The sequence below is a fragment of the Stagnihabitans tardus genome, assembly GCF_009925085.1.
Lineage (GTDB): Bacteria > Pseudomonadota > Alphaproteobacteria > Rhodobacterales > Rhodobacteraceae > Stagnihabitans > Stagnihabitans tardus.
In genome coordinates, this window is sequence record NZ_JAABNR010000016.1 from 21,475 (window position 1) to 34,998 (window position 13,524).

A 13,524-nucleotide genomic window follows, 5' to 3' on the forward strand; every position below is an offset into this window, starting at 1 on the left:
CCATGAACGCAGCAGACTTGGACCGAGGACTGGTCATCGTGCCCGCCGGCGCGGGCGCAGGGAAAACCCATCGAATCAAGACCCAGCTTTCCGACTGGGTGAAGCGCAAGATCGTAAGGCCCGAACGGATTCTTGCCGTGACATTTACCGAAGCCGCCGCAGGCGAATTGCGCGAACGTATCCGGGCGGGTCTTCTGGCGGACGGGCTGGTGGCCGAGGCCATGGCCGTTGAGCGCGCCTATGTCTCCACCATCCATGGTTTGGGACTGCGGCTGTTGACGGAACATGCGCTGGCGGCGGGTGCCTCGCTGCAACCGCGTCATCTTGGCGATGCCGAGCGGGACCTGCTGATCCGGCAAGCGCTGGCGCATGCCAAGGCGCTTGACCCGATCAAGGCCGAACCTGAGCGGTTCGGGTATCAGCCGAACTGGCAAAAGGGCGAAACGGTCGAGGATTCCCTGCGCGGCCGCGTTCTGTCGATGATCGACCTGTTGCGGGGGCTGGGGGACAAAGGCCGTGATCCAGGCCTGATCGCACCCGCGTTGACGCGGCTCGATTCGATCTATGGCGAGGTGCTCGCGGATCCCGCCGCCGCCTGGGATGCCTTGGCAAAGGCAGTCTCCACCATGCTTGCCGCCTTTCCCGAAGGCGGCATGGCGGGCATCACCGCCAAGGGCCCCCGCGAGACGCTGGAAAAGAACCTTGCCCTCTTTCGTCGCGTTGATCGCGATCCAACCCTGCTGGACCGGGATTGGAGCCTCTGGCAGTCCCTGCGCAGCCTCTTCACCTCGAACCGGAGTTCAAAAACACCCGACGGCTATGATGACCTTGCACTTGAGATCATGCAGGCTGCGGAAGCGCTGCCTTCTCACCCCGGTCCCTTGGCCGATGCCAAGCTGCACTTTCGCTGCCTGATCGCCTGTGCCCAGGAAGTGATGGAGGCTTATGAGACGCGCAAGAAAGCACTCGGGCTGATTGACTATGCCGACATGATTGCGGGCGCAGAACGGCTACTGCGCACCGATCCAACGGTGCGCCAAGCTGTGCTGAATGAGATCGACTGCGTCATCATCGACGAATTTCAGGACACCAATCCGGTGCAGTTCGCGCTGCTGTGGCAGTTGGGTGCCCGCGCGCCTCGGGCGCTTCTCGTGGGCGATGTGAAGCAGTCGATCATGGGGTTTCAGGGCGCTGATCCCCGCCTGTCGCAAGCGCTGGCAGCGGCCAACCCCAAGGCGACGCAACCCCTGGATCGCAACTGGCGGTCAACGCCGGCGGTGATGGACTTCGTCAATGCCATGGGCGCCGGGCTGTTTGGCGCGGGCTACAATCCGCTGGCCCCGACCCGCGACCCGGTGCCTGGTCCGGCGCTGGAAGTGCTGAACATCGTCAAGGGGCGCGGGGTGAAGAACTTCTCGAAGCCTCAGGAACACATCGCCGAGCGCATCGCCCGCATCCTTGACGCAGGCGAACCAATCACCGACCGGCACACCAAGGCCACAAGGGCCGTCCGCCCCTCTGATATCGCGCTTCTGGTTTACCGGCACACGACAGCCGCCCGCTATGCCGAGGAATTGCGCGCGCGCGGCGTTCCTGTCCGCATCGCCGAAGATGGCTGGGCGACGAGTCCGGTTGTTCAAGCGGCGCGTGCGGCGCTCAGTTATGCCGCGAACCCTGCCGATACCAATTCCGCGTTGGTCCTGCGTACCCTCGGCCCGGATCCGATCAGCCTGCAAGCCGCGATGAGCGCGCAGATCCAGGGGAGTCTGGCGGATGACCCGGTCCTCATGCGGCTGGCGGCCCTGTCGGACTGCCTTGCGCGCGTGCCGATTTCCAAGGCAGTTGACCTTGTGATCAATGCCTCCGGACTGCGGCTTTGGGCTGACCGTCAGCCAGATGCGGCTCAGGCCCGCGCAGACCTTCTGCGGTTTGAAGCCGAAGCGATCGACTTCGAATCCGCGCATCGCGACCTCAAGGCCGCCGCGGGGTTCCATGGCGAAAGCGCCAAGGTTTTCCTGGGCTGGCTCGATGCCCGCGCGGCTGAGCGCGAGTTCGACCGCCGCCCCGACCCTGCTGCCAACAGTGCCGAAGCGGTAGAGATCGTTACCTGGCACGCCTGCAAGGGTCGTGAGTGGCCGATCACGGTGGTGGCAGAGTTTGATCACGGGATCGAAGAATGGCCCGGCAGCACCGCGACCCAGTTCACTGCACTGGACAAGATCGACAATATGGAAGCCGTTCTGGCCTCGGCCGCGCTGATCCATACCCCAGGATTTGCTGCGCCCGAACCCGAGCGGCGGTTCATCGAGGATCGGCGCGCAGATTTCGAGGCCAATGCGAAGAACCTGCTGTATGTCGCCCTGACACGGGCGCGCGACCGGCTGGTGCTGGAGTGGCCGGGTTTCCTCAAGGAGCGGGACGAGGAAGCCCCGGAAGCCAAGTGCCTGTTCCATGTTTTCGCAGATGCCTGCGCGCCGCAGATCGGTGGTAATACATTGCGCATCGGCGGGATCGAGTGCCCGGCCATCATCAGGCAGTTGCCCGAACACGCAGGCTTCACCGAGTATTCGGCGACTGAGATCACCGATCTCCCACGGCTCGGCGGCGCGACGCCCTTAGCGGCTGGGACCTTGACACCCTGGCGGTTGCAACCATCGCAATCGACAACCGCGCTGCCCGCCCCTAGCAGCCAGGGTATCGCCTTGGGCGCACCATGGCCCCACACGGTCAGCGACGCGGCGCGTGGCACAGCGATCCACCTTGCCTTGCGGACTTGCCTGACGCGACCTGATCTAACTGAATCCCTGCCCAAGGCTACCGGGTTGGACGATGCGACTCTGGAACTGATCGCGGAGCGAGCAGCTGCGTTGAAAGGCTGGCTTGTGGCCGATGGCTACACTGATCTGCTTTGTGAAATCCCCCTTTTGGGACGTACTAAAGAGGGTGCTGAAATTCCCGGCATGATCGACCTGCTGGCCGTTGGGCGGAAGGGATGCCTGTTGATCGACCACAAGACCGGCGGTCCGGGTGAGGGTTTCGGACTCTACTGGCCGCAGCTTTCAGCCTATGCCGCCTTGGTCCGAGACGTACTCCCGACGTACGAATTGAATGGTGTGGCAGTACTTTGGGTTGATCATGGACGGTTGGATTTCCTGGACCTGGCCTCTGTTCATGCCCGCGCACATCAGGAAAATATTTCTTGACGCCCTGGGGAATACTCGCGCCTGACACTATCCTTTCGCAGCGCAGGCAGCAGAACCTAGGCCTCGCCAGCGCCGTGCGGCACTACAACGATCGTTCAGTTCCAGGCTTGGGTGGCATGTGGTTTCCGATGCCGCTTCTCTGGTCGGTTTTGGCGGTGTCCATTGCCGAAGAGTTGGGTGTGTCGGCCTTGCCAGTCGGCAACGCCGTCGAGGCTTTGATGATGCGAAAAGCAATCGAACAGGGCCTTGCGGACCGTCGTGTGCGCGGTCTACGCAAGATGCAAGGGCTGAAGGACTGGAGTTTCAAGAACCTCAAGCGACGCAGCACCTATGTAATTCAACCCATGCGCATGGCCATGGTGCAACCGCTGGTCGCGCTAGGGTTCGTGCGGGGCAGTCGCTTTGGTGCTTTCACCATCCACACCGCAGGCGCGCAGATGCTGAACCTGCCGGTGATGGCAAACTACCGTCGTGTTCTGGCAGCATGGGCACATGGAGGATCCCCTCATGGTTTGAACAAGGTAATCGAAGACCTGTCACCGAATGCTGCCGTCCCACCCGCCGTGCGGAAGCTGATCTTGGCCCAGCTTGTCGGAGGTGACGATCCGTCCACGTTGCGTCGGCGTGCTCTTGTGGCACTCAAGACCGGGCCCAGTGCAGCTCAGCTCGATGCTGTCGAACCGCTCAGCGGGATAACTGCCGACCATTGGACGGACCTGCGCGCGGGGGCGGCTTTCATGGATTTACGCAGTGCCGCACTGGCGGTGTTATATCGCTTGGAAGAACGTCTGCTTCAGATTCGCGATGCCAATGAGGCTGCTTGGCTGCCCTTCGGAGAGGCCAACAAAACCGTGGGCGAGCCCCTCGCGGCGCTTCGCCAATGCGCCCGCCGCCTGGGTGCCAGAATTGACGCAGCAGATGAGCTAAGCAGCCGGAAACTCCTGTCAGAGGTCCGGGATTTTTCCGACCAACAGCTTCTTCAAAAGCTGGCCGAGCGCGATGGAACGGTGATCAGGTGGCGGGACGGTCGTATCGGTCTGGGACCAGCAGCCGGAGAGATGCCAAGCATCGATGCAAGCGAACCCGTCAAGGATGCCGAGTTCGCACCCCAATTATTCCGACTTTACAATCTTCATTGCCTTGTCACCGAACTGAACGGCGATGTGAACCCAGGATGTCGGGACACAGCAGCTGAAGAACGAGCATGACGAACACAACGCTTATCACCCTCTTCATGCCGCCCAAGGATTGTTTCGGGGATTTCGGTTTCCTCTGCGGATTTACGGCAACGCCCAAGGTGATGGGGCAGATCCGGCGCAGCTTCACGGGAGAAATGGCCCGCCCCGTACTGGCCACGTTCATTCACCCGACAATCAACGCAATTTCGGACATATCGGGTCTAGCCTGGATGTGGATGCGACTGCAGGATCGAGGTTACAACCTCTTGCACGCCAAGGTTGCTTTGCTGGGATTTCGTAAACGCGATGAAGACGGATATACCATCAGGCTCGCGGTCAGCACGGGAAACTGGACGCAAGACCCGTTGACGGACAGTATCGACCTGTTCTGGTCAATTGATCTTCAGACCGATGATCCGCAAGATCAGGATATCGCAGATATTCGTGCGGCCTGGAACATGTTCGAATGGCTGCGTGAACGCGGGGATTGCGCTCTGATCGAACGGGAATATGACGGTGCACTGCCCTATGCGCGGCTTGAGGGCGAGATCAAGCGCCTTCCGGCCTCTACCTTGCCGCCGCGTTTCATCGACAGCCGGTCTGAGGCTTTGCTCCCACAGGTTGTCGATCGACTTGGATTGGGAAAAAAGGCAGATCGCCTAATCCTTGGGTCCGGATATTTTGAAGCAGAAGGCGATGGTAGCGCGGGGCTGCTTGAGAGGTTTCGCGAGAGGCTGGTCGAAGAAAAGCTCTTGAAGAAATCGGCGACTTTGGACCTGTTCTTGAACCCATTGTCCTGTCAAGGTTTGGCCATGCGCGGCCCTGCCCTGACCGCGGCCGGTTGGAATCTCCGGCGCCCGATTTCCGCTATGCATGGCGAGGACGGGCGACTTCACGCTAAGTTTGTATTGCTCGGCGCAGGGCACGACGAGGCCGTTGGGCGCGTCTATCTAGGGTCGGGAAATCTCAGCCGGAACGGATTTGAAAAGGCCGCCAGTGCGGGTGGCAATCTTGAAGCGGGCGTTGTCGTCGATCTTCCCAAAGGCTTGAAATGGCGCAGCCAAAAGAACAGCAAGCATGGTTTTGCGACCCTGTTGCCAATCCAGTTCAACGAGACCGTCGAGCCTTCGAAGCTACAGTCTGGCAGCGGGTTTGTGCTCCCCGAAGAGCCTGAAACACTGCCGCCAGCGTCTTGGTTGAACTGGAAGGATGATACGCTTTGTGCGCCAGGCGGGATTGTTCTGGATGTCATAGGTCCGGACGGTGCATCGTGCCCCACGCCCTGCATCTGGCCTGCACCTGCTCCAGCCGTTATCACGCTGACACATGGTGGCTGGCGCGTTCCCGTGATCGCGGAGGGCGTGCTTGTTGTGCCACGGCCATCCGAGTTGACAGTGGAAGACGTCTTGGCCGGCCTGCAGGCGTTCCCAGAACCCTTGGACGCAGATCAGCCCGATGACGGACCCGAAGGCGGTGAGCCAATGGTGGAAGCCTCGGATACCCCGGATTTGCCACCCGCAACCTATGCTATTCGCCAGATGATGAGCCTTCTGGTGCGGCTTGGCGAGACCCAGGCAAGACTTGACCCGCGAGATTGGCAGCGTTGGTGCCGAGAACTGCGTCACACCTTGCGCGCGATCTCCAAGCAGGAGCAGCCGATGATTGGCTTTTTTCGCGATGCGAAGGCAAATCCCTTACCGGCACTAATGGACCCGCGGATGTGCCCAGACGACATCGACCTGACCCTGCTGGAACAATCGTTGAAGGCTGTAGCTCGGGAATGGAAGATCGATGACCTTCCGTCGCTTTGGGCTGACGAGGGCATCTGACATGGATTGGATGAAGGCCGCTGATTATCTTGAGCAGCTCGCGTCTCAACAGACGGATGAACCGCTCGATGCTGGACAGCGCGCATCTGTTGCGCAACTTGCTGCGCGGATCAGATCCGGTCAGCGGGCCGCTTTGCTGGCCGACGAAGTCGGGATGGGCAAAACCCGAATAGCGGTTGCACTCATTTCATCAGTTCGCAAGGCAGGCGGCAGAGCTGCGATTGTCCTTCCGGCTGGGTTGGGCGTACAGTGGCAGAAGGAACTGAGGCTATTTCACCCTGATGACCAGACCCTGCTGCCACTGCGCAGCTATGACGGGTTTATCGCAGGTTTCCTCACCGAGGAAGATGCCGAAGGAAATGAAAAACACAAACGCAAGCACAAGGACTGGCTAAGGAACCGTAGGCAACAACGCGAATTACCTCAAAAGGGGTGGGACGACGAAGAGGTCTTGATGATCTCTCATACTTTTGCAGCGATGCGCTTCCCGAATCCAAGCGACGGTCCGGCAGGTGGATGGCGGCGTGAGTTGCTTCCGAATGTTGCGCGATTGCTGGCCGGGCAACGGCGCAATTTCATGCGCAACAGCTTTCACCGTGGTGAGGTCAGCCAGGTCCATGCCACCCGCCGCGCCGCCCGCACGATTGCCAACACTATCATTGAACACGGCTTGTGTCGGAGCGTGCTCGATGATTTGGTCGGCGACCACCGATGGCTTGCGGCCGATGAATACAAGCGCAAGATCCTTCCACTCATAGGGTACGGGCTGGGTCGGTTCGACCTGATCGTCGTTGATGAAGCCCACAAGGCCCGTGGGGAGGATTCCAGCCTTTCGCGCATTCTCGGGCCAGTCAGTTGGGAGTCCGATGATCCATTCCGCCTCGGGATGACGGCCACGCCTGTTGAACTGGATTCTGCTCAATGGATTGACACACTGGGCCGGATCAGCGGTCAGGACGACGGCGAAGACATCACGCCGCTTGCCGAACTTGCCGCATGGATCAGCGGTTATGTCGATATCGTCAAACGCATCCAGGTCGAAGAACTTGACGAGCCATTGACTGACAGCTTCGAGAACGCTGCAACCAGATTTCAAAAGGCATTGCGTCCCTATGTTCTAAGAAGGGATAAGCGCCACGACCCGCAGATTCGCGCATTTCAGGAAGCGCATGGTGATTATCGTGTTGTTGAGGACCTGAAAGTGTCACCGACAACGGAGGGGTTCACGCGCGACTGGCTGCGTCGGTTCTGTGCAGCTGAAGCGCTTTCCATCTTGCCCCAAGATGATCATCGCGTGAAGCGTGCACGTCTTTCGGTGGCCCAAGCGTACGGTTTTGGCCTCGCACTCGAATCCGAAACCGCGGAACAGCTGCAGCAGATAGATGAGTTAGAAGGCCCGCAGTCATTCTGGTTCGATGCCTTCCGTGGCCAGCCTGCGGATATCTACACCCATCCTGCGATATTGGCCGCAGTTCGACTGATCGAGTCTTATGCCAAACTAAACGAAAAGGTCCTTGTTTTCGGGCGTTTCATAGCTCCGATGAATGCGTTGACCCGGCTACTGGATGCGCGCGAAATGCTCCGGCGGCTCAGAGACGGACGGCACTGGCCAGCCTCAAAAATTCGGGACGAGAGCGAACCCGCCGTTCTAGCCGCCATGAAAGACCCTGATCTCCGTATGACCACAGGCGGTATCACTGCAATCAACCAGATACTTACCGAGCGATATCGGAAATGGTCCAGTGCGCGCCGAACAGAGCTCGCAAGGCTGCATCGTGAAATCGAAGGCTTGGCACCGATGGATGATACCGCTGCGCTGTTGGTTGGCTATTTGCGCCAAGATGACGATGGCGAGGAACTGCAAGGTGAGATCGGGGCACTACTGGAGGCGCTTGGCGACAGGCGTAAGAGTGCTGACGCACCGTGGTCCGGCGACGAAATGCTGTCGCTGTTCAAATGGTTGCTGGATGAACTATCAACCGATGAAGAGCAAGAAAACGAAAGTTTATTGCAGTCTCGGCTGGCGTCGTATCTTCAGGACTTTTCTGGGCGAGAGGGCAATTTTGCCCGGATGATGTCTGGCGCGACCCAACCTCAAACTCGCCGCTTGCTGCAGTCTGCATTCAACCGCGCCTCTACCTGGCCAATGGTACTTCTCGCTCAATCCCGCGTTGGGCGAGAGGGGTTAAACCTGCATGAAGCCTGCCGCACAGTGGTTATACTGCATGCAGAATGGAACCCGGGAATTGTCGAACAACAGATCGGTCGCGTGGACCGCAAGGGCAGCCGCTGGCTGAAAGACCTAGAAGAATGGTATGGGCACGCCAACGGCGATCCACCACGTATTTGCATTCATCCTGTCGTTGTCAGCGGAACCTATGATGATCACAACTGGCAGGTCTTAAAGGCACGCTGGATGGAGCTGCGCGCACAACTGCACGGGGAAGTGTTGCCGCATCAGGGAACCCATGTGCCAGTTTCGGCAGAACTCAAAGCTTTTCGGAATCGTATAATTGCAGCTACGCCAACGTTTGCGCCATGGGAGTTTCTTGAAGGTCCATAACCCAGCCCTGCAATCACCGCGATCCACATCGTGCGCAGTTTTTCTGTGTTGCCTGACGGAGTCATTCGTTATGAGGATAGCCCCTCAATTCGCCACGCGCCACATCCGGTAACGGCCCTGTCCTGTTACCTCGCTGATCAGACCATAAGCCTCCATCCACGCAAGGTTGCGTTGGACGGCAGCGCGGCTGGCGCCGGTCTGGGCCTCGGCCATCGGCGCAGAGACGAGCGGCCATTCGGTCAGCACCGCGCGCAAGGCTGGGGGCGTTCTGCCCGAGAGCGGGGTCATCGCGGCCACTGCCCGCGCCGACCATGCCTCGATATCGTCAAGCTGCCGCATCGCGGTCAGGCACGCGGCCTCCATCCCCTCGAGCCAGCGTGCCAGACGTTCGAACGGTGAACCACCGGCGCGTAACCCCCCTGCCCCGCCCATGGCCAGAGGCGCGAAAACTGCTCCTCTCCCCTCGCTGGCAGCGATCCGCGCCGCCGCGACTGCCGCTTCCATCCGGTCACGGTGCTGCCCCAGACCCGCCAAGCTCCAGAGGTGAAAGCCCATAGCGGCGCGAGTGATCGGGTGCAGGTCTGTGGCCTGCCCCATCAGATCCAGCCAACCGCTCGCGCGATCCATGAACGGCTCGCTCTCATCACTGAGGTTCCCGGGGTCGCGACGGTCGAGGAAGGCGGCCAAGTCCTGCTCCGGTCCCGGCCCACCCGTCAGCCGTCGAACCGCCCATCCGACTCGCGCCAGCGCCGCCGTGTCGTCCTGGACACCGGACAGGCGCAGCGAGATCCAGAGAGCCAGCCGATCCTGGCTAATGCGGTCACCGGTGTGCCAGCTCAGATCTGCGGCCTCCATCAGTGCCAGCCTGTGCCGCCATCCTTCCGGTCCGCGCTTCAGGCGGTCGTCCAGCGCGCCGACGCGACCGGCCACACGGGCAAGACGGGCTGGCTGGCCTCCCTCTGCCTTTCGCCAATCGTCGAGGACCTCGGTTTCACGCGGTTCGGCCCGTGGTCCCGGCGGCAGGTAGTCCGGCTCGTCGTCCATCGGGCCGGGCAGGAACCACTGTCGCTTTTCCTTCACGATTTCACTGCATGGTTATGACGAGTTTTCACGATGGTAGCGCCGGAATCGGCGCAATTTTCTGCTTTGCGATTTCAATTTCAATTCGGACTTCAATAGGTTTCGAAGGGCACGGTGGCATGACAGCGCTCAGCAAAGATCGGCCATTGGAACGGGCAGCTTACCGCGCTTCTGACGAGGTCTGGTCAAAGGCCGTTCGGATCGCTCGCGAACTTGACCGGGTTCTCGACGGCGACTTGCCAATGCGGGAGTCTGTCAGCCGGGCAGCGACAGAACTGCGCCTTTCGGCCCGGCAGGTCTACAATCACCTCGCCCGGTATCGCGGGGAGCGTCGTGTCTCGTCGCTTCTGCCTCGGACGAACAGGGCGCGGCGTGCGAGGATATCGACCGGCGTTGAAGCCATCATTTCCGAGACGTTGCGGGAGATGTGGCTGCAGCCGGAGCAACCCGATCTCGCGCCAATCGTCGACGAGATCCGCGCGCGCTGTGCCGGCCAAGGCTTCAAGCCCCCGGCCTATGTCACCGTGGCCAAGCGGATTCCGCTCATCTTCACTCCCGAGGAGATCGCGCGGCGGCGGCTTTCCGGTGGCAAGCACCTGCACCGCCTGAAACCGCGTCCGGGTTACATCCGCGCCAACCACGCCCTTGAGGTGGTCCAGATCGATCACACGCCGGCCGATATCCAGTTCGTCGAAGTGATCGACGACCACGGCGTTTTCGTGGGACGGCCCTATCTGACCATCGCCGCCGATGTGGCGACCAGTGCGATCATCGGCTTTTGCCTGACCTTGGAACGACCATCCCGGCTCTCGGTCGCTCTGTGCCTTGTACACGCGATGTGCCGCAAGGATGACTGGCTGGCCGAACGCGGGATAGCGCATCCCTGGGAAATGTACGGCCGACCGAAGCAGATCGTTGTCGACTCAGCCAAGGAATTCCAGAGCAGTACCTTTACGAAAGGATGCGCCGACTTCGGGATAGCCGTCCGTACCCGGAACAAGGGCACGGTTCATCGGGGTGGCATTGTCGAACGGCTCCTGGGCAAGGTGAACACGGTGCTTCGCTCCCTTCCCGGCAAGACCGGGCGGTCGATCGCGGACCGCGGCGATTACTCGTCCGATGAAAGGGCAAGTCTGACCTTCGCGGCCCTTGAACGCTGCATCGCCCTGGCAATCATCGATCACAACCAGAGCCAGAACGCGCGCAAGCTGACCGTTCCGGCCATCGAATGGGTTCGGCGGCGTCCACCGACAGACCGGCCGATCGATGATCCTGACCATGTCCTGCTCAACTTCCTGCCTCGCAAGACGCGCCGCATCTCGCCGCAAGGCGTCAGCCTGTTCGCCATCGACTACTTCGAACACTGGCTCGGGCCTCTCGTGGCCCGGCGCGACAGGTTGGAACCCCTCGATCTGTGCTATGACCCCCGGGACATCAGCCGGATCTACATCGCCGATCCCGACACGCGTGTCTGGCGTCCGGTCGGACGACGGGACGGGATGACCATGTCGATCACCCTCTGGCAACATGAGGCGGACCGGGCGCGCCAGCGCCAGAGCCAGCAACGCCCCGTGCAGGACAAGACCATCCTGCGCCGGGAGATCGCTGCAACGGTCGCGGGGGCACAATCCAAGAAGGCGCACCTGCGGGAGATAACCCGGGCCCGACACGCGGCAGACGCGCCGAAAGCGTATCACAGTGCCGGGCACGCTTCAGAGGCGGCTCATCCTGGACCGGAGCCTGACCGGCCCCGCCGCGTCTTTCCCATCGAGACCTGGTGACATGGCCGACCATCTTCTGCCGACAAGCTCGGCGCTTCTGAAGGCGGATGCGGCCGCCCGCATCGCGCATATCCGGGCACCTCGCTGGATCGGCCATCCTGGTGCCGCAGCGGCGCACGATGCGATGCAACAGTTGCTCGAGCGACCCTCATCCCTGCGCCCGCGCGGATTGCTGCTCGCCGGCCCCTATCACAACGGCAAGACCATGATCGCCGAACGCTTCGCCGTCGAACATCTCCGCCGTGTTGACCGGCAAAGGGTCTGGGTCATCCAGACCAGGGAGGGGGCTGGCCTGTCGCATTTCTACGCCAGCATCCTGTCCGGGCTGCGCGCCCCGCAGGCTGCCGGCTGGCGCAGCCTGTCCCGCGCCAGCGAACAGGTCGATCATCTTCTCGACAGCCTGAAGCCGCGCCTGCTCATCTTCGACGAATTCCACAGTGCGCTGCGCGGACGCCGACAGGATGTGAAGGCAATCTTCTCGTTCCTGCGGCGGATCGCACGCGTGCATGACATCTCGCCAGTGCTTGTCGGCGAAATCGCCGTCTACGATGCACTGCACGACACCGAAGAAATGGGCTCGCGGTTCGATACGGTCCCGGTGCCGCGATGGGGTTTTGACGAAGACTTCGCCACGCTTCTCGACAGTCTGGAGGCCAGCATGCCGCTTGCCCACGCCTCAAACCTCTCACGACCTCCCCTTGCCAGAATGATCCATGATCTGTCGGAAGGGCTGATCGGAGAGGTGGTCGACATCGTCACCCGGGGGGCGGTGGCAGCTGTTGAGAACGGTGAGGAAAGGATCACGTCCAGCACCATCATGGCCCTCGGCTATGTGCCGCTGTCACGGCGGCGGAACTCTAACCTGCGCCATGCGATGACATGACCAGCACTGCGCCGAGGATCACGGTTTCACCCGCCCATCGCTATGGACTGGCGACGGGACGTCGCTGGCCGGTGGACGTCAAACCGGCACCCGGCGAGCTTTTGTCAAGCTGGCTGCACCGACTTGCGCATGCCAATGGCGCGCCGCCGCGTTACTTCGGAGCGGTGCTCGGCGCCGCCGGTGGGGCATGGTCGGCACAACTTGACCGGCATCTGCCGGATGCTGTTCGTCGCTTGCTGCTCGACCATACGTCGATCTGCCCCGAAGAGATCGACGGTCTTTGTCTGGCCAACAGTCCACTTTCGATCCTGCGCTTGCGGCTGCGGACCCGGCCGCAAGATGCAGGGACATCGACGGCGCAGTCCTCTTGGCAGCAGTTCTGTACCACCTGCCTGCGGGAAGACGCGGTGCCCTATTTCCGGCGCAGCTGGACCTTGGCAACCCGCGTGTCCTGCTTTCGCCATGGCTGCCGATTGCGTGACCGCTGCCCGTCTTGTGGTCAGGGCCTTGCGCCGTTCAAGCGGGATCGCCTTGTACCACAGCAGTACTGCGCCTTCTGCGACGCTCACCTCGCGAAACCAACAGGCCCGGCAAGCCTGGGCGCCCGGCGCCTCGAGCGCCTGATTGACGATCTGCTGCGCCTTGATTCCGCTGGGCGCGCGCGGGACGACCGGCAGTCTCTCGCCGCGCGGCTTATGAAACACCCAGTGCCCGTTGGCCCGGCGACATCAACGATCCCGTTTTTGTCGCATCGGGTTCGCTACGATTTCTTCCGGCGGCTGTCAGAGCGGCAGATCGAGGTAAGAGACCCCACAGAACGTGGCCCGCTAACCCTCTGGGTCGGGCTGACCCGCGCCGCCGAAAACCACATCGGGCTGGTCAGGATACTTACGGATCGGCTTAGCAAAACTGCCGGGCTGGGGCCGGCCTCCTCCTCCAGAGAGCCTGATCTGGCCGCCTTGCTGCGGGCCGCGACCCGGCTTCACGAAGACCGCGGCACTCCTGTC

General features: G+C 61.5%; 7 protein-coding genes and 1 pseudogene. 7 read left to right on the forward strand and 1 reads right to left on the reverse strand.

Annotation, left to right across the window (positions count from 1 at the left end):
- The first annotated feature begins 2 nt into the window (after positions 1–2).
- From GV832_RS15565 to GV832_RS15580, 4 genes are all read left to right on the forward strand, one after another.
- Positions 3–3,203, forward strand: a complete 3,201-nt coding sequence (locus GV832_RS15565; RefSeq protein WP_227754462.1) for a UvrD-helicase domain-containing protein — start codon at positions 3–5, stop codon at positions 3,201–3,203.
- 74 nt (positions 3,204–3,277) lie between these two features.
- Positions 3,278–4,411 (forward strand): hypothetical protein, encoded by a 1,134-nt coding sequence (locus GV832_RS15570; RefSeq protein WP_354001972.1) that lies wholly within the window; start codon positions 3,278–3,280, stop codon positions 4,409–4,411.
- Positions 4,408–6,210 carry a phospholipase D-like domain-containing protein gene (locus tag GV832_RS15575; RefSeq protein WP_168775816.1) on the forward strand — a complete coding sequence of 601 codons (1,803 nt, stop codon included), beginning with the start codon at positions 4,408–4,410 and terminating at the stop codon, positions 6,208–6,210. Before GV832_RS15570 ends, GV832_RS15575 begins: the two co-directional genes overlap by 4 nt.
- A 1-nt stretch (position 6,211) precedes the next feature.
- Entirely contained in the window at positions 6,212–8,773 is a 2,562-nt protein-coding gene (locus GV832_RS15580; RefSeq protein ID WP_168775817.1) for a DEAD/DEAH box helicase family protein, read from the forward strand.
- 84 nt (positions 8,774–8,857) lie between these two features.
- Here GV832_RS15580 and GV832_RS15585 read toward each other — a convergent pair whose 3' ends face one another.
- Positions 8,858–9,817: a hypothetical protein gene (locus tag GV832_RS15585; RefSeq protein ID WP_227754468.1), complete on the reverse strand. Its 960-nt coding sequence runs from the start codon at positions 9,815–9,817 to the stop codon at positions 8,858–8,860.
- A gap of 155 nt (positions 9,818–9,972) precedes the next feature.
- On the opposite strand from GV832_RS15585, the gene GV832_RS15590 reads away from it, so the two are divergent.
- From GV832_RS15590 to GV832_RS22550, 3 genes and pseudogenes are all read left to right on the forward strand, one after another.
- Positions 9,973–11,634 (forward strand): transposase family protein, encoded by a 1,662-nt coding sequence (locus tag GV832_RS15590; protein WP_227754463.1) that lies wholly within the window; start codon positions 9,973–9,975, stop codon positions 11,632–11,634.
- 1 nt (position 11,635) lies between these two features.
- Positions 11,636–12,517, forward strand: coding sequence for a TniB family NTP-binding protein (locus GV832_RS15595; RefSeq protein WP_168775818.1), 882 nt, complete (start codon positions 11,636–11,638; stop codon positions 12,515–12,517).
- A pseudogene (locus GV832_RS22550) lies at positions 12,514–12,933 on the forward strand (TniQ family protein); the annotation flags it as partial. The gene GV832_RS15595 and the pseudogene GV832_RS22550, both read left to right, overlap by 4 nt.
- Positions 12,934–13,524 lie beyond the last annotated feature (591 nt).